The sequence below is a fragment of the Kribbella catacumbae DSM 19601 genome (genome assembly GCF_000372465.1).
Taxonomy (GTDB): Bacteria; Actinomycetota; Actinomycetes; order Propionibacteriales; family Kribbellaceae; genus Kribbella; species Kribbella catacumbae.
Map to the genome: position 1 here is coordinate 362,820 of NZ_AQUZ01000001.1, position 16,761 is coordinate 379,580.

Sequence of the window (16,761 nt, forward strand, 5' to 3'; positions counted from 1 at the left end):
CCCATCCCGCGATCATCACGTATCCCTCTACTTGATGCCGGTATGGGTCATGGCGGCGACGAAGCGCCGTTGCAGGAGGACGAAGACGAGGAGCACCGGCACGATCGAGACCACCGAGGCGGCCATCGTCAGGCCGGGTGCGATCGAGCCCTGTTCGTCGACGAAGTTGGTCAGGCTGAGCGGCAGGGTGTACTGGTCGGGGCTGCTGATCAGGACCAGCGGTGTCTCGTAGTCGTTCCAGGACCAGACGAAGGCCAGGATGCCGAGCGCACTCAGTACCGGCGCGGCCTGCGGCAGGTAGATCCTGCTGAAGATCTGCCACTCGTTGGCGCCGTCCATCCGGGCCGCCTCGGCGAACTCGGCCGGCTGGCTGACGAAGAACTGGCGCATCAGGAAGGTGCCGAGCACGGTGAACATGCCGGGCAGGATGAGCGCCCACAGCGTGTCGTACAGGCCGAGCCTCTGGAAGTAGATGAACCGCGGCACCAGCAGCAACTGCGCGGGAATGATCGCGGTCGCCAGGTAGAGCAGGAAGAGCCGGTCGCGGCCGCGGAACGCCATCCGGGCGAAGGCATAGCCCGCCATCGTCGCGGTGATCAGCTCACCCGCCACCCGGAGCAGAGCGACCAGCACCGAGCGGCCGAAGGCCGGCAGGACGGAGGTTTCGCCGACCAGGACGGTCTTGAAGTTCTCCCACTGGGCCGGGTCCGGGATCCACTGCATCGGAACCCTGAAGGCGTCGACGTCCTGTTTCAGCGCGGTCGACAGCATCCAGGCGAACGGCGCGAGGAAGGCGATCGCGAGGATCCACAGCGGGATTCCCCAGTACCACTTGGCTTTCGCTGCCCGTTGCTGTGTCATCGTCCTAGTCATTGAGAGCCCTCCCTCGCTGCGCCCGCCAGGTCAGCAGGGTCAGCACGAGTACCCCGGCGAACGTCACCAGGCCGATCGCCGAGGCGTAGCCGAACCGGTAGAACTGGAATCCCGTCTGGTACATGTAGTACGAGATGGTCGTGGTGGAGTCGCCCGGGCCGCCGGAGGTGATCAGCGCGATCAGCCCGAAGCCCTGGGAAGCGCCGATGGTCAGCGTCACGGCGAGGAAGATCGTTGTCGGAAGCAACGATGGCCAGGTGATGCAGCGGAACTTGGCCCAGACGCCGGCGCCGTCGATGTCGGCCGCCTCGTACAGCTGGCTCGGCGCGTCCTGCAGGGCGGACAGGTAGATCAGCGAGCAGTAGCCGACCCCACCCCAGACCGCCATCACGATCAGCGCCGGCAGCGCCCAGTGCGACGAGGCGAACCAGCCCGGCGAGATCCCGAAGATGTCCAGGGTCTGGTTGACGAGTCCGGACCGCGGGTTCATCAGCATCAGCCACGTCATGCCGATCGCGACCGTGTTGACGATGTAGGGAAGGAAGAACGCGGCCCGTAGGACCGCACGGCCCGGCAGTGGGCGGTTCAGCGCGATCCCGAGCGCCAGTCCGAGGACGACGGTCAGGGGAACGCTGACTCCGACGTACAGGAGTGTCAGGCCGACAGCGTTCCAGAAGCCCGGGTCGCGGGCGATCGCGACGAAGTTGTCCAGGCCGTTGAAGTCGATGCCGCCGAGACCGGACACCAGGTTCCAGTCGGTGAAGGCGAGCAGGATCACGCTGATCAGCGGGATCAGGGTGAAGGCCACGACGCCGAGCAGGTTCGGCGCGATGAAGGCCAGGCCGGTCCAGCCGCTGGGCTTGATGCCGCGGCCGGGTCCCTCGGCAGGTCGCCGTTCGACGGCGGTCCGCACTGGCGCGGGTGGAGTCGCGACGGTCATCAGGCACTCCCCTCGTTGCGGGCGATGGCGGCATTGGCCAGCCGGTAGACCTCGCGGATCGCGGGTCCTGGTGCTTTCTCGCCCAGCCAGCACAGGTCGCGTTGCTGGTTGTAGGCGAGGGTGATCTCGGGGAAGCCGGCCAGCTTGGTGTCGGTGGCGAGCTTGGGCTCGGCCTGCAGGACGACGCGACGGAAGGAGTCCAGGTCGAAGTACTTGTCCGGTTCCTTGCCGAGCAGGCCGGTGACCAGCTGGTCGTCGGTGACGTTGCCGAGCGTCGGGATCTTGCCTCCCGCGAGCATCGGTGCGGATCCCTCGGTCAGCCAGAACTTGATGAACTGCCAGGCCGCCTCGGTCTTGGCGGACTTCGGGTTCATCATGACGAAGTTGTTGTAGCTGCCGCCGTTCCAGTCACCGCCGCCCGGCACCGTCGGGGGTGGCACGAAGCCGACCTTGAAGTCGTGCGGGTACAACTTCCCGTCGTACAGGTAGCGCAGGTTGAACGGCGCGGTCGGCCAGAGGTTGAACTCGGCCTTCAGGAACGAGTTCTGCTGGTACGTGTTGAGATGCCGGGCGAGCACCTCGCTCCAGCGGAACGTGCTGCCCTCGTCGATCATCGCGCGCCCGGTGGCCAGCGTCTGCTCGAAGACCGGGTCGTCGAAGTTGGACTTGCCGTCCTCGCCGTACCAGTAGTCCGGCCCGAGGGAGATCCGCGCGAGGTCGGGGACCGTGTACGCGCCGACGGTGCGGTCCGTGGTCAGTGAACGTGCGGTCGCGCGGAACTCGTCGATCGTCCAGCGCCGCGGCAGTTCCACTCCGGCCTGCCGGCGGAGCGTCTCGTTGACGAGCACGAAGTATGGCTCCCGGGCCGTGGCCAGCGCCTTCACCCGACCGTCCTCGACGAACGCCCGCGGCTGCTCGGCGTCGAGGAACAACGCGAGCTCCAGGTCCGCCTTCACCCGGTCGGTCAGATCCGCGGCCATCCCTGATCCCGCTCTGAGGGCCAGCGATGCCGACGTGTACGTGAAGTACACGTCGATGTCCAGGCCACCTTGCAACGCGGTGTCCAGCTTCAGGTTGCCGCGGGGATCGTTGACGAACCGCGTGTAGTTCACCTTGTACTGCGGAAACTTCCGCTGGAACGCCTCCACCACCTTCCCCGGCCCGGACGCCGCCGGCACGCCGCCCCAGACCTGCAGAATCTCCGAACCCCGCTCGTCCCCGGAACACCCCGGCAACAGGCCGGCGGCACCAACGGCCCCAGCCCCCGCAAGGAACCGCCTCCGCGACAGCTCTCCTCGCACAACTTTCTCCTCTCGATCACGGTTCGCCCGTCGAGTAGGCAAAAGATTATCCAGGTGAGCAGTTTCTGGCAACCAGTTGGTAAATGTTTTTCACCGGTGCCCAGGAGTTGACGGGACACACCACTAGACGTGGGAATCGAGCTTTCCGGCGGGGTAGGAAGCGGCGTCGGGGTCGGGGCTGGGACACGACGACGTCGCTGGGAGGCGATCGCGGCGGGGAGCCGGTCTGGATCCACGGGCCGGCTTTGACATTTCAGGGCAGTGGTTCGGTTTGGTAGTGGTTGGCGTCGTTGGTTACTAGTACGCCTTCGCCCTTGGCCAAGGTAGGGATCACCCGGCCGGTCAGGCCCAGGATGGCGGCTTCGTTGGTGGGGCTGTGGCCGACGACTAGTGCGCGGCCGCCCTCAGGCAGGTCTTCCATCAGTTGCCTCAACACCAGGCCTAGCAGCCATGACTCCCGCTCGACGAGCTCTGGGTCGACCGTCCGGATGGCCTCGACGTCCGCGCCCTTTCCTGCTGCCTTCGCCGCGTCGCGCCAGCGGTCCTCCACCGACGAGCGGAGGCCAGTCGCTTCGGTGATCGGTACGTCGTCCTGGCCTGCCGCGCTCCGCAGTATCTCCACCATCTGGGTGCAGCGTGCTGCGCCGGTCGACACGAAAGCGGCGTACGGCGGACTCAGCCGAGCGGCGATCGCCTCGGCATCCGCTATCCCTTGTGGCGTGAGGCGATCACCGTCGTTGTCGGTGTGCCTGCGCAACTCGACGTACCGCGTCATCTCGATCCGCTTCCGCTAGCCGCCGTACGGGCGGGTGATGATCTCCAGGATGTGGCCGTTCGGGTCCAGCCAGTACACGCCACGGCCGCCGTCATTGGTGTTGATCTCCCCCGGCCGTCGCCGGAAGGGGTCGGCCCAGTAGTCCAGGCCGCGTTCTTCAATGCGCTCGAAGATCGCGTCGAACTCCGGTTCACCGACCAGGAACGCGTAGTGCTGCGGGGTGACCGCGCCGCCCTCGTCAGCGAAGTCCAGGGACACCTCCCCCAGCTGCACGACCAGGAACGGCCCGTACGGCGTTGGCTCGGCGACTCCGAGGATCTCCGCAAGGAATCGAGCGGCCTCTTCCTTGTCGCGGGAATGCACGATGGTGTGATTGAGTTGGACTGTCATCTTCCTATCTCACCTCGCCGGGCCCGTCGCCGCCATAGTGTGAACCAATGAGCCAACAGCGCCTGGTGTACTCCGGTCCGGTTGGTCGGCCGGGTCGGGGACGACGTGGTCGGTGCGGCACTTGTGCGTGAACTGGTCGCGGCGGGCGTCGATCCCTTGGTCCAGCGACAGGGCCGAACCGGCACCATCGTCATCCTGGTGGATGACGATGGCGAACGCACGATGTTCCCGGACCGAGCCGCCGCGGCGGAACTCGCCGATGTTCCGGACTCGTGGATCTCCGGCGCGGAGGCGTACCACCTCTCGGCGTACTCGCTGACTGGGCCGTCATGGCCCGTTCTCGTGACACGACCGGCGCCGGCGATGCGTTTGCGGCGGCCTTCCTGGCTGCAGTACTCGACAATGCCGAGCCTGTCGAGGCAGTCGAAGCAGGCCATAACCTCGCCAGGAGAGTTCTCACTGAACCTGGCGCCATCCTGACCACCGATGAACAGGGAGCTGTCCGTGACTGAGGCCGTCCTTTCCGATGACGTGGCGCAGGCCTTGGCCGAAGGCCGGGCGGTCGTCGCGCTGGAGTCGACCATCTTCTCGACCCTTGGCCTGCCCGCCCCCGCGAACGCCGACGCGCTCGAGGTCTGCAAGCAAGCAGTTCTCGATCTCGGCGCCACACCCGCTGTGGCCGCCATCCTCGACGGCCGGCCCCATCTCGGGCTCACGCCGGACGAAGAGAAGCGAGTGCTGCAAGGCAGGCGGAAGGTCGCCGAGCGCGATCTGTCGGTGGCACGCGCACAGAAGTGGGATGTCGGCGTCACCACAGTCTCGGCGACGGTTGCGCTGGCCCACGCGGCAGGCATCTCGGTCTTCGCCACCGGCGGCATCGGTGGCGTCCACCGCGGATCCGAGCTCACCGGGGACATCTCGGCCGACCTCGACGCCATCGCCAACCATCCGGTCATCACCGTCTCCGCCGGCGCCAAGGCCTTCCTCGACCTGCCACGGACACTCGAGTACCTCGAGACCGCGGGCGTCCCGGTCCTGGGCTGGCAGCACGACTGGTTCCCCGCCTTCTACACGCGGTCGAGCGGTCTGCCGGTCCCCCACCGAGTCGACGACGAGCACACGGTCTGCGACGTACTGCGGTATCGGGCGCGGCCGACCACCGGCGTCCTGCTGACCGTCCCGATCCCCGTAGCCGACGAGATCCCGGAGTCGCGCATCAGCGCCGTACTCGCCGCCGCCGTCGACGCGAGCGCCGATGCAGGAGTCACCGGCCCCGCCGTCACGCCGTACGTCCTGGCGAGGATCGAGAAGGAAACAGACGGCCAGAGCATCCCAGCCAATCTCGCCCTGGCCCGAAACAACGCCGCCATCGCAGCCCGAATCGCCGTCGCGATGACACGGTAGGACCCAAGAGGACCGATCCGGCCGAGGCCAGTGACGGGACAGGCAAATGGGATGCCGCGCGGCCATCCAGGTCAGTGCTGTGGGAAGCAGGCAGCGACGGCCAGGCCATCCACGTAGTCGTTCATCTCGTGGCCGGAATGGCCCTTCACCCACTGGAAGGCGACATCCCCGCGCTCAATCACCAACTCCACCAGGGGCTCCCAGAGGTCCCTGTTGGCGACCGGCTTCCTTGCTGAGGTGAGCCAACCTCGCTCGAGCCAACCTCTGTGCCACCCGTCGCGGAAGCAGTTGACCACGTAGGTCGAATCCGAGACGACCAACAGCGGACCGTCATTCGCCCGCACGGCCTCGAGGGCCGCACGGATCTCCATCCGCTGATTCGTGGAGGCAGCCTCGTGACCGGCGGCATACTCGGTCGTCGACAGCGCCCAGGCCCAGCCCCCAGGTCCAGGGTTGCGCGAGCAGGCACCGTCGGTGAACACCGAGCGCGCGCCGACGGGGACTGTCATGTCGGCCGGACGAGGACGGCGAGCGCGAACTGAAGGCATCACAGCGAAACACTACTCAGTTGCGGCCGGCTGTGACCGAACCGCGTCGACGGCACAGGTCACCGCCCACTTACCTCAGTTGGTCCAGTTCGTGGCGCCCGCCGCGATGAGCGCGCCGTTGACGTTGTAGATGTACGCGTCGGCTCGGTCCTGATATCCGGAGACCCACCAGGTCTTGCCGGTCGAGCACGCCCGGTCCGGGGCCCAGATCTCGCCGGTCCCGCCGTCCTTGCAGGTCGAGAAGACGGTCTCGTTGGTCGTGTTGACCGGCCGGAACACGATGTGGCCGTTGGCATGCTCGCCGGGGTTCATCGTGTATCCCAAACGGACGTTGGTCCACCGGATCAACCTGTCTGCGACGAGTCTCGTGGCGTTCGGTCGACCGCGGGGAGAATCCGGACGAATCCGGATGGTGGGGGGCTGACGCCGGCCCGGGTGGTCCCGGGCCGGCGTCTCGGTTACTTCTCGGGGTAGAGCTTGCTGAGGAGCTTTCCGTCCTTGTCGTACGACCTGACCGTCATCCGGTCGGCTTCGGTGTGTGGAGTCTTGTCGAGCGCGGTGAAGGCGAACCAGCCGTCCTTGAGCGGTGCCTCGTACTTCGGGCCGGAGCCGACCTGTACGACGACCTTGGCGGTGTCCGCCGGTGCCTGCCCCCAACCCAGGGGCAGCGATCGGGCGCAGACCTTGCCAGTGTCATTGCAGTCCGAACTTCCGAGAATCATGGTGGCGATCTCCTTGCCGAGGGTCCCGTCAGGCCACTCCATCCGCGGGTCGTCCGTGCCGAGGTCGTCGAGGCGCACGGCGGTGATCGCCCCGCCGCGGTTTTTACCCATACCCACGATGCCGGCCGGCTGCAACTGGCAGGCGACCGCTGTCTTCCCGGACGGCGAGATCGCGATCAGCAGTGAGTCGGTGAATGCGGGGTACATTCCCTCGCGAGGCTCATCCAGACGGTCGGAGACCTGGATGCGCCACTTGGTCATGTCGACCCACGCCCTGACCGAGCAGTTGCGCAGCTGGTCGGCCGCGTTCTTCGGGAACGGATCCGCCTTCGCGGCAGCGACCAGCGCGGCCGACGGCTTGTCCCCGCCGGGGATCACGCATCCGCCGGCGTTTCCGCTTCTGGGATCCTTCCGCACGTCGTAGGAGCGAGCGCTCACAGACCGGAAGCCGGCCGAGCGGCCGGTGTATTCCTCCAGCGGGTACGTCGGACCGGGGTTCCGCAGCGCGCAGCGGCGTTCGGCCTCCTGCTTGGAAATCCGCTGGCCGGCACCGTCCTCGCCGCGGGGTATACCGGGGACCGGGCTGAACTGTGAGTTCTCGGTCTGGGTGCCGGCTACGCCGGGGTTGTTGCCCGAAGTGATGAGGTTGGGGATGACGGTGACGGCGAGGGCCGCCGCAGCGACGCCGGCGACGGCACCGCCCGCACCTAGGAGGCGGCGACGGCGAAGGCCGCGGCGGCCTCGGGTGAGGACCGTTCCGGTGTCGAAGTGGTCCAGTGGTTCGGTGTCGGCCAGGCGGTGCAGTTCAGCGCTGACCTCGCGGGTGTCTTCCATCTCGTTCTCCTTCACAGCGCCGGACTCCGTCGCCGATCGATGGCCTTGCGGAGAGTGTCGAGGCCGCGGGCGGCCTGGCTTTTCACCGTGCCCTCCGAGCACCCGAGGATCTCCGCGGTCTGCTCGACCGAGAGGTCCTCGTAGTACCGCAGGACAACGCAGGCACGCTGCCGTGGCGCCAGTGCTCGCAGCGCTTCGAGCACTTCGTCACGCTCAGCGTGCCCGGCCGCGAAGTCGCCGTTCTGGACGGCGTACTCCGGGACCTCGGCGCTGGTGACCTCCCGGCGCCAGGGGCGCCGGCCACCGTCGTACGCGACGTTGACCAGCATCCGGCGGGCATAGGCGAACGGGTTGCCGGCCCGTTGCACCTTCGGCCAGACGAGGTACACCTTGTAAAGCGTCTCCTGGACGACGTCGTCCGCCTTGTGCCGGTCGCCGCCGATCAGGTACGCCGTCCTCCGTAGCGACGGACTCGCCGCCTCCACGAACTCGACGAACGCTTCGTCCCGCTCCGCCATCCGCGCCTCCACTCTCCATGTCCCCCACAAGACGGAAGGCGCACTCCATCAGGTTGCACCCTTCCGAGGAGCATTTTGAGAGACCCGGGTCACGTGCTCAGGCTGGCCGAGGCTGCTGCCTCGTCGTGCAGATGGATGTGGTCGACAGCTACGTGGGCCGCGTGCAGGTCATCGAACACACCTACTTCGCCGCGACCGACCGAGTTCGCTGAATCGCCTAGTGGCCCAAGAGCTTCATGGCGATGGTGGGGCTGAAGTCGCCGGCTTCAGTGCCGGTACCGATGCCGCAGTTGCCGTCGGATTCCCCTGGTGGCTTGACCCAGAGCTGTAGGTCGAGGCCGCTGGCGCCCCCGGTACGAGGTGCGGCGCCGACCCGTTGGCCGGTCGGGTTGCACCAGTCGTCGCCGTTCAGCGGGTTGCCGTTGCGGCTGGTGTCGATGACGAAATGTTTGGCCGAACCAAGGGCCGCGTTGACAGCTTGGGCGTAGCTGACGTTGCGGGCGGTGGACTGGAAGTTCGACACGTTCAGCGCGACCCCGCGGGCGCGCGCGATACCGGCGGAGGTGAGCCGCTTGGCCATCGTGCCGGCCGGCGTCCAGTCGTCGTGGCCGGCGTCCAGATACGTCCAGGTGTTCGGTGCGGAGGACCGCAGCCGGTCGACCGCGTAGCTGAACAGCGACAGCCGGGTGGTCTGCGCCGACGAGCTCAAACAGTCGAGCTGAGGCAGCGCGTCCGGCTCCAGGATGACGACGGCGGGGCGCTTGCCGATCGACGCGGCGATCGCATCGATCCACGACCGGTACGCCGCGGCGCTGGCAGCACCCTCGCCGGCCCCGCATCCGCGCTGCGGGAGGTGGTACAAGACGAGCACCGGGAGTTTGTGGACTCGCGACGCCGCCGATGTGTAGGCCCGCGCGTCGGACGCGTCCGCGCCATCACCGTTGAACCAGCGCGCGATCGGGCGGTCGGCGATCCCGGCCTTGATCATCGCCCGCCGCGAGTCACCAGCGTGTCCGCCGACCCAGCGGACCGGCTCGGATTGCGGGTCGACGTACAAGCCGCTGGTCTGCGAGAGCGGATTGCCCTGTTGCGGGATCGGGTCCGGCTTCGTCGGCGGCTTGCTGGTGGGCTTCGCGGTGGGCTTGGTGGTCGGTTTTGTCGAGGGCTTTGCCGTTGAAGGGCTGGGCTTGCGGACCGGCTGGGTTGATGACCTGGCGGGCTGACTGGTCGACGGTCTGCCGGCTGAGGGCTTCGTACTGGCCCCGGTCGAGGCCGGGCCTGAGCCGGCAGGCCCGTTGGCGCCGGTACCGGCCGGCGTCGTACCTGCGGACAGGTCCGAGTCACCGCCTCTCGCCAGGGCCACCGTCACCCCGGCGGCGGCGATCGCGCAGGTCGCGGCGATCGCGACCGTTGCCCTGGACCGCCGTGTGTGTGGCAGCCGCATCTCATCTCCCAGCTCAGCGCGCGGCTCATCCCCGCGACAGCGAGGAACACTAGTTGATAACGACCCGATAACAAACCCTTCAGGGTCACCAACCAGCTAAGCCACGTGCGAGCGGAGGATCAGGTGCAGGGAACTGTGGATGGCCAGCCCTCCGAGTGCTCCGAGGGCGCGGAACGTCAGGGTGACGTCCACGATCGTCGGTACGTCGAAGCGGACCCGGAAGCGACCTTCCTGGCGTGGTTCGCCGGTCAGGTCGTGCACCGGAAGGTCCAGCTCGACGTCGGGCACCGGGTCGCCCTCGATCACCAGCTGACCTGTCACAAACCCGGTGTTGACGATCGGGAACTCGATCGTGTGCCAGTCACCGATGGCCAAGCTCTCAACCCGGCTCCCGGTCCGGGCGACATTCACCCGTGCCTCCGGATTGATCGTGACCGAGATCGGTGCCGTGGTGTCGACCGGCCCGCAACAGCCCGCCGGTTCGCCGTGAACCATCAGTCCACCTCGCATTCGCCGCGCCGGACCAGGTAGGTGGCTTGCGCGGCGTCGTACGCTTCCCGCGCCGCCGATCGTTCGGTCTCGCGAATGAACCCGGACTTCGCCTTCCACAGCGCGTCAACCGAGTCGTGCAACCATTGCGCGCTCCGCCGCGACGCCCGGATCGGGAGCCCGGCGATCTCGACGAAGATCGGCTGGGTGTGGACACTGCGCAGGATCCGCAGCGCGACCCAGGACGAACGCTCCAGGTCCACGTCGAACTCGATCGCCTGCTCGTTGCCGTCGGCAAGTAGTTCCTGCGCCCCGGCCGGAACGCCGTTCACCAGAACCTCGACGAGCACCTTGCGGGATTGGCCGATCCGTGACCGCTCGAGGTGCCAGCCGACAGGTGCGGAGTACACCGGCCGGCCCGCCGCTGGTGGCGCGGGTGGCTGTTCGGGTAGCCAGGCCGTGACCGTCGCGGTTACCCGGACCTGTCCCGGAGCTTCGACTGCGTGCTCCCGGGCCGTGTCGGCATCGACGGCGAAGTCGTAGACATGGCTGCGGCCGTCGCCGAAGTACGACGGGCCGTCCTTCAGCCCACCGAGCCACGCCTCCAAGGCCTGCTCACCTTGCGGCGCCTCAGGCAGCCGGACGTAGGTGCGCCCGACTCCCGGGCCGTCGTCGTAGATGCAGGGATAGTCGGTCTCGCCGAGCATCAGCGTGCGGTAGCCGACGTTCAGCAGGTGATACCAGATGTTGAGCTCGGCGGCGGGATCGAACTCGGCACCGCACTGGAAGTCGGCGGCGCCGAGCGGCACATCGACGATGATCTCGTTGGAACCGATCGACTGGAATCCCGGGATGACGTAGTTCGGCAACTCGCCGGTTCCGACCGAGAGGCCGGCACCGCAGTGCGCGTACCCGACCAACGCATTCTGCGCATGGCCCCAGCGCATGACCGGCAGGTTCCACGACGGCCAGTCCTCGATCAGCTGGGTGCCGGGGTAGTCCTGGTCGGTGAGCCCGAGCAGGATGACATGCCCGGAATGGCTGGACGGGAAACCCGACACCTCGAGGTCGTACCGGAGCAGGCTCTGGCTGTCGCGGTCGGTGTCCTGCGGATCCCACGTCATGCCTTGGGCCTGCTGCATCGCGGGGTACTCCAGTTCGGCGCGCGGGCTGATGGACACGCCGCTGAAGAACTGCTTCTGGTGGTAGTAGCACGGCCCCCAGGTGAGCACGCTGCCCAGCCAGAGCCCTTCGCCGCGAACGTGCCGGATCATCGTCTCCGGAGTAACGCCCTCCGACGGCACGCTGTAGTGCGAGCAGCCGCCGGCGTGGATGTGCGGGTCACCCGAGTAGTAGCCACGTGCGGCCGGATCGGCCCAGCGATCGAGCTCGATCGTCACCGCCTCGCTGTCGGCCGACAGGTCGACCTCGACCCGGACCTCGCGGTACTCCGGTCCGCGGCGGGCGGAGATCTCGTACTGACCGGCCGGGAGCGTGATCACCTCGCCGGTCGCCCGGTAGACGTGTTCGTGGAAGAACATGTCCGGTGCCAGCCGCATCGCCTTCGACGGGTACGCCCGGCGTTGGGAATCCCGGACGGTCAGCGCCGCCACGGTGCTGCTGCCGTCAGGCTCCCGGACGTCGAACCGGATGTCGCGGGCGGGCAGGCTGTCGAAATCGAACCTCGCGGCGTACTGACGGCTCTCGAATCCCATCCGCTGACCAGCCTTCGCGAACGGCGGCCGGGTCAGGCTCTCTGTCAACTCCTCCACCGCCAGGACGAACGTCAGCTCCCCGCTGCGGCTGCCGCCATCGCGGCTGTACAGGCTGATGACCTTGTACTCGACGTCCAGGCCGGACACGTCCGTCGGACCGGCGAGCTTCACCTGCAGCCAACTGCTCTCGATCCGCGGTACGACGGTCAACTGGAATGGATGGAAGCCTAGCCATCAGACCTCCGGACCTCGCCGGATCCGCTGATCAACGCCACGATCGTCGTACCCCGCGGAAACGCGTCGCGCGCGACCTGGTCGAACAGTGCGTACATCATCTTCGCCTCGTACACCCAGTCCAGCCGCAACCCATGCCGCGCCTCGAAGTCGTCGATGAACTCATCCAGCTCAGGCGTCCGCTTCGCGTAGCCGCCGAAGTGGTAATCACATTCGAGCCGCCACGACCCGGCACGCGCGCCATACACCTGCTCCTGCAGCCCAACGATCTCGTCCTCCAGGAACACGCCACCCTTCAGTACCGGAACCCCAATCACCAACTGATCCGGCCGCACCCCGGCAGCCACACCAGCAAGCGTCCCTCCGGTACCGACCGCACAGAACACGACGTCGACGGACTCATCCAACTCGGTCGGCAACTCCGCACATCCCCGGACCGCATCCGCGTTACTGCCGCCCTCCGGAATCAAATAGAAGTTGCCGAACTCCTGATGCAGCGCCTCGACCACAGCGTCCGATGTCTTGGCCCGGTACGCCGAACGGGCTAGATAGGTGATCCGCATGCCACGCGAGACGGCGTACCGCAGTGAAGAGTTGAGCGGCAGGTGTTCCTCACCCCGGATCACGCCGATCGTGTTGAAGCCGCAGTACAACCCGACTGCGGCGGTGGCCCGGATGTGATTCGAATACGCCCCACCAAATGTCAGCAGAGTCTCGAACCCCAACTCGCGAGCAGTCGCGATGTTGTACTTCAACTTCCGCCACTTGTTCCCAGGCACATCCGGATGAATCAGCTCATCCCGCTTCAGCAGACCCCGCACCCCCGCAGCCCTCAACCGGTCGTCATCAATCTCGACGACCGGCGACGGCAACCGAAGCTCCGCGATCAGCCCATCCTCCACCCCGCCAGCATGACTTAATTGCCCCGGCTACGGCTGGCCCGCGGTTTTCTTTTCGGTGGATGCGCCCACGAGTTGCCAGCGCCGGTAGGCGTCGACTGGGCGGTGCTGTTCGACGTACCCGCCGTCCGGTTGCCGGACCACGATGCCGGTCTCGACGCCATGCACCGCGATCTGTGCGTCGTGCTGCTGTAGCCCGAGGCAGATGCGGCGGGTGATCACCAGTGCGGCGGGCGGCCCCAGGATCACGAGGACCTGGAAGAGGCGCAGGAGTGAGTTGACCGAAAGGTGGAACAGCACGGCCATCGTGTCCGCACCGGCTGCGGCCCAGAGGACGCCGTAGAAGGTGACGCCGGCGACTCCGATGCCCGTTCGGGTCGGGTTGTTGCGCGGCCGCTGGAGGAGGTGGTGATCGTTACGGTCGCCGGTCAGCCGCTCTTCGATGAACGGGTAGATGGCGACTAGCGCGAGGAACAGCGTGCAGATCGTGACCGGCAGGAGTACGGCCAGACTGATCGTCTTGCCCCCGACGACGAATTCCCAGCCCGGTGCCAGCCGGAGCGAGCCGTCGAGGAAGGCGAGGTACCAGGCCGGGCCGACACCGGCCGAGGCGTTCGCCGGATCCGCGGGGCCGTACAGCCACACCGGATTGATGGTCGCCGTCGCGGCCATCAAGATCGCTACTCCCCCGACGAAGCAGAACAGACCAACACTCTTGACCGCGGCCACCGTTGCCGGGCGTCCCACCACATTGTCCTCGGTTCGCCCGGGTCCGGTGAACTGCGCGGGCCTGTGCCTGAGTGCGAGGACCGCAGCGGCAACGAACAGGACGACAAGTACGGCGGGCAGGACGACGATGTGCAACGGGTAGAACCACGAGAGCACATCGCTCGGGAACTGCCCGCCGAATAACAGTGCCGAGATGGCTGAGCCGACGACCGGAGTCGCTTGCAGCACACCATCGAGTACCGCGAGGCTCGTGCCGGACGCCATGTCGTCCGGGAGCGAGGTGCCGGTGAGGGCGGCGGCCAGCGTGACGGTGAGGATCCCGAAAACGACGAGCCAGTTCATCCGCCGTGGCCGACGGAATCCAGCGGTGAAGAACAGCCGCAACAAGTGCAGCGTGATCGCCGCCACCATGATCAGCGTCGCCCAGTGATGGACCTGGCGCGTCAGCAACCCACCGCGAACCTCGAAGCTGATCGCCATGGTCGAATCCAATGCCCGTGACATCTCTACGCCACGCAGCGGTGCGTACGGTCCGTCGTACCCGACGGGATCGACCGACGGTTCGTAGTACACCGTCAAGATCACGCCGCTGACCACGATCACGATGAAGCTGTAGAAGGCGATCTGGCCGAACAGCAACGACCAGTGATCGGGGAATACCCTTGCTCGCAGGTTGCTCCACGGGCGATGCATGGCTCGACCCTCCTTGGACATCCTTCACGCCGGGCCGCAGTACGCGGTCATCCATACGACCCCGCAGCCATCGCGTCTGTGACATCTCGTGTCGCACATCACGCTCAGTCCGTCCGGCGGCTCCCGGATCGATCTGGCGGTGGTCAGGTCAGGTCGGCGAGCTGATCTCCCAGTGGGGTGCGATCGTAGAGCACGGTCCTGCCATCACGACGCGCGCGGACCAGGCCCTGCGCGGCCATCGCGCGCAGCGACTGGTTCGCGGCCGACGGGGTCACTCCGAACCGCGCGGCGAGCGCGGTCGTCGACTGCCCGGACCCGAGGGCGCGGAGGTATCGCAGGCGGTGCGGGCTGAGGAGGCCGGCCTCGCCCGGGCGGCCGATCGTGTCGGTCCACATCGAGCGCTGGTCGGTTGCCTGGTACATCACCAACGGGTCCGAGTCACCAAGCGGCGTCGAGCTGCTCAGCGTGAACAGCGACGGTACGACGTACAACGGCCGCCCACGCGTGTACAGGGTGAGGTCGTCGTGGCTGCTCCCCAGGATGTGTGCCGTGATCGACGTCGTGTCCGCGCGGATCGCCGGGCCACATCCGTTCAGGGTGGCGATCACGCCCGCTTCGGCCAGCGACCGAGCCCGACGAGCGAGGTCTGCATCGAGGACTGCGCGCATCCGCGGCCAATGTGGCCGAAAGGCCGATCGCCAGTACGCCGCCAGCGCGTCCGCCAGCTGATCGCCGAACGACCGCCCACGCGATCCGAGGCGGTGCGGGATCCCGCCGACCGCGAACTCGATGTCCGAAGCGAGCACTCGCAGGTCCTGGTCTCGCAGGTAGGCGAGTTGCGCCTCGATGGTCAGCGGCACGTCCGCCCGCGGGTTGAACAGGTCCGGCGTGTCGAAGTTCGGCCCGATCAACCCGCTCAGGACGTCGAGCGGGAGCTGGTCACGGACGCGGCACACCGCGGCGTACCAAGGAGCCTGCAACGGATAGCTGCCTGGCGAACGCAACGCGCGCAACGAATTGCCGAGCTCGGTCAGCGGCGAGACAGCGAACCGCACCAGCCCATAATCGCCCGCCTCCAACAGATAGCGCGCCACGCCCGATTGTAAGCAGGAACCAGCCACCAGGGTGGGTCCCGTGACTCCGCACCCGGCGGGGACGGCGCCGGGTGCGGAGTGGGTGGTGGATCAGCTGGTGCGGTTGTAGATCGCGGTGCCCGGGCAGGCGGTGACGCCGAGGCGGGTTGCGCAGCCTTGGTACTGGCTGGCGCCGTTCCACCAGGTCCAGCCGCCGATGGTGCGGCCGTGCAACCAGGTGTACGCGCCGTTGTAGTTGGCGTCGTACGTCCGCAGACTCCAGTGGACGTGAGCGCCAGATGCGGATCCGCCGGCGCAGACGTCGGTGCCGATGTTGCCGAGCAGTGCGCTGCTGCCGACCGGTGTCCCGTTGTAGTAGGTCGCGTTCCACATGTGGTAGTAGTCCGTCGAGAAGCCGTTCGGATGGATCACTCGCGTCCAACCGCGACCGGCGCCGCACATCGACGTGGCCGTGCCGTCCCGCGATGACCGGACCCGCCCGCTGGCGTTGCCGCCCGCGAGGTCCAGGCTGCTCCAGTAACCATTGACACCGTCGCTGGCGTGCGGCCCACCGGTGACGGTCATGTAGTAGTCCGGCATCCACGGCAGCAACAGCCCACCGGTGTTCGCCGTGGTGCCCATGGTCGTCGCAGTTTGGTGCTTCGCGTACGCCGACATGGTTCTGCGCTCGGCTGCGCCGACGAGCGGGGACGAGCCGACGTACTCGGCGAACTCGCTGTCACCCTCGACTCCACTGACCCAGTGACCGTTGGTGTAGCGGGCTATGTACAGCCACCCTTCAGGATGCGCGTCGGGGGTGGCGGGCGCCTCGACGTAAGCAACACCCCGCGCCCAGCCGGGGACGGCCGACCGGACGTCGACTACAACCTTGCGGCCCTGGGCAGCAAGGTTGCCGAGGGCAATCGACTTGGCAACGCCCCGGCCGTCAACCGACCTGCCCAGCGCATCGGCGGCGACCGCGTCCACAAGCGACTGGCGGGAAGCGCCGAGCGTCTCGGCTGCTGTGGCGGACACCTTCAGCGTCACCCCGGCCGCGGCAGGGCTCTCGGTGGCAACGGCATCGGGGGGTGCGGCTGAGGCCGCGGGCGCCATGGCGAAGACGGTGGCTGCGGCGAGAGCAGTGGCGGAGATTCTCACGGACAGGTTCGAGGGCATGGGC

18 protein-coding genes and 1 pseudogene are annotated in these 16,761 nt (G+C 67.3%); 3 read left to right on the forward strand and 16 right to left on the reverse strand.

Annotation, left to right across the window (positions count from 1 at the left end; translation table 11 throughout):
- Positions 1-27 precede the first annotated feature (27 nt).
- The 5 genes from A3ES_RS0101585 to A3ES_RS0101605 form a co-directional block, all read right to left on the reverse strand.
- On the reverse strand, positions 28-873 hold the full coding sequence (locus tag A3ES_RS0101585; RefSeq protein WP_157630252.1) for a carbohydrate ABC transporter permease: 846 nt from the start codon (positions 871-873) through the stop codon (positions 28-30).
- Positions 866-1,813 carry a carbohydrate ABC transporter permease gene (locus A3ES_RS0101590; protein ID WP_020385017.1) on the reverse strand — a complete coding sequence of 316 codons (948 nt, stop codon included), beginning with the start codon at positions 1,811-1,813 and terminating at the stop codon, positions 866-868. Before A3ES_RS0101590 ends, A3ES_RS0101585 begins: the two co-directional genes overlap by 8 nt.
- Positions 1,813-3,114: an ABC transporter substrate-binding protein gene (locus A3ES_RS0101595; RefSeq protein ID WP_063745909.1), complete on the reverse strand. Its 1,302-nt coding sequence runs from the start codon at positions 3,112-3,114 to the stop codon at positions 1,813-1,815. The genes A3ES_RS0101590 and A3ES_RS0101595 overlap by 1 nt, the downstream gene beginning before the upstream one ends.
- 253 nt (positions 3,115-3,367) lie before the next feature.
- Positions 3,368-3,889: a histidine phosphatase family protein gene (locus A3ES_RS0101600; protein ID WP_020385019.1), complete on the reverse strand. Its 522-nt coding sequence runs from the start codon at positions 3,887-3,889 to the stop codon at positions 3,368-3,370.
- 15 nt (positions 3,890-3,904) lie between these two features.
- Positions 3,905-4,279, reverse strand: a complete 375-nt coding sequence (locus tag A3ES_RS0101605) for a VOC family protein (protein ID WP_020385020.1) — start codon at positions 4,277-4,279, stop codon at positions 3,905-3,907.
- 123 nt (positions 4,280-4,402) lie between these two features.
- Here A3ES_RS0101605 and A3ES_RS56980 point away from each other — a divergent pair.
- From A3ES_RS56980 to A3ES_RS0101615, 3 genes and pseudogenes are all read left to right on the forward strand, one after another.
- Positions 4,403-4,560: pseudogene (locus A3ES_RS56980) on the forward strand (hypothetical protein); the annotation flags it as partial.
- A gap of 48 nt (positions 4,561-4,608) precedes the next feature.
- Complete coding sequence (locus tag A3ES_RS56985) at positions 4,609-4,791, forward strand: PfkB family carbohydrate kinase (protein ID WP_169501727.1); 183 nt, start codon at positions 4,609-4,611, stop codon at positions 4,789-4,791.
- Positions 4,784-5,683: a pseudouridine-5'-phosphate glycosidase gene (locus tag A3ES_RS0101615; RefSeq protein WP_202806409.1), complete on the forward strand. Its 900-nt coding sequence runs from the start codon at positions 4,784-4,786 to the stop codon at positions 5,681-5,683. Before A3ES_RS56985 ends, A3ES_RS0101615 begins: the two co-directional genes overlap by 8 nt.
- A gap of 71 nt (positions 5,684-5,754) precedes the next feature.
- On the opposite strand, the gene A3ES_RS0101620 is transcribed toward A3ES_RS0101615, so the two are convergent.
- The 11 genes from A3ES_RS0101620 to A3ES_RS0101675 all read right to left on the reverse strand — a co-directional run bounded on the left by A3ES_RS0101620 (position 5,755) and on the right by A3ES_RS0101675 (position 16,739).
- Positions 5,755-6,192: a ribonuclease H family protein gene (locus A3ES_RS0101620; RefSeq protein WP_026162469.1), complete on the reverse strand. Its 438-nt coding sequence runs from the start codon at positions 6,190-6,192 to the stop codon at positions 5,755-5,757.
- A gap of 114 nt (positions 6,193-6,306) precedes the next feature.
- Positions 6,307-6,543 carry a hypothetical protein gene (locus A3ES_RS0101625; RefSeq protein WP_020385024.1) on the reverse strand — a complete coding sequence of 79 codons (237 nt, stop codon included), beginning with the start codon at positions 6,541-6,543 and terminating at the stop codon, positions 6,307-6,309.
- Between the two features lie 146 nt (positions 6,544-6,689).
- Positions 6,690-7,787 carry a hypothetical protein gene (locus A3ES_RS0101630; RefSeq protein ID WP_157630253.1) on the reverse strand — a complete coding sequence of 366 codons (1,098 nt, stop codon included), beginning with the start codon at positions 7,785-7,787 and terminating at the stop codon, positions 6,690-6,692.
- An 11-nt stretch (positions 7,788-7,798) separates the two neighbouring features.
- Positions 7,799-8,305: a SigE family RNA polymerase sigma factor gene (locus tag A3ES_RS0101635; protein WP_020385026.1), complete on the reverse strand. Its 507-nt coding sequence runs from the start codon at positions 8,303-8,305 to the stop codon at positions 7,799-7,801.
- Between the two features lie 217 nt (positions 8,306-8,522).
- The gene (locus tag A3ES_RS45870; protein WP_020385027.1) at positions 8,523-9,749 is read right to left on the reverse strand and encodes a glycoside hydrolase family 6 protein; all 1,227 of its coding nucleotides are present in this window, start codon (positions 9,747-9,749) and stop codon (positions 8,523-8,525) included.
- Positions 9,750-9,845: 96 nt separating this feature from the next.
- Positions 9,846-10,244, reverse strand: a complete 399-nt coding sequence (locus A3ES_RS0101650) for a hypothetical protein (RefSeq protein ID WP_020385028.1) — start codon at positions 10,242-10,244, stop codon at positions 9,846-9,848.
- Positions 10,244-12,163, reverse strand: coding sequence for a CehA/McbA family metallohydrolase (locus A3ES_RS45875; RefSeq protein WP_020385029.1), 1,920 nt, complete (start codon positions 12,161-12,163; stop codon positions 10,244-10,246). The genes A3ES_RS0101650 and A3ES_RS45875 overlap by 1 nt, the downstream gene beginning before the upstream one ends.
- 17 nt (positions 12,164-12,180) lie before the next feature.
- Entirely contained in the window at positions 12,181-13,089 is a 909-nt protein-coding gene (locus A3ES_RS0101660; protein WP_020385030.1) for a 1-aminocyclopropane-1-carboxylate deaminase/D-cysteine desulfhydrase, read from the reverse strand.
- 27 nt (positions 13,090-13,116) lie between these two features.
- The gene (qcrB, locus tag A3ES_RS0101665) at positions 13,117-14,508 is read right to left on the reverse strand and encodes a cytochrome bc1 complex cytochrome b subunit (RefSeq protein WP_020385031.1); all 1,392 of its coding nucleotides are present in this window, start codon (positions 14,506-14,508) and stop codon (positions 13,117-13,119) included.
- Positions 14,509-14,651: 143 nt separating this feature from the next.
- Positions 14,652-15,602 carry an ArsR/SmtB family transcription factor gene (locus tag A3ES_RS0101670; RefSeq protein WP_020385032.1) on the reverse strand — a complete coding sequence of 317 codons (951 nt, stop codon included), beginning with the start codon at positions 15,600-15,602 and terminating at the stop codon, positions 14,652-14,654.
- A 90-nt stretch (positions 15,603-15,692) separates the two neighbouring features.
- The gene (locus A3ES_RS0101675) at positions 15,693-16,739 is read right to left on the reverse strand and encodes a M23 family metallopeptidase (protein WP_202806410.1); all 1,047 of its coding nucleotides are present in this window, start codon (positions 16,737-16,739) and stop codon (positions 15,693-15,695) included.
- Positions 16,740-16,761: the final 22 nt, after the last annotated feature.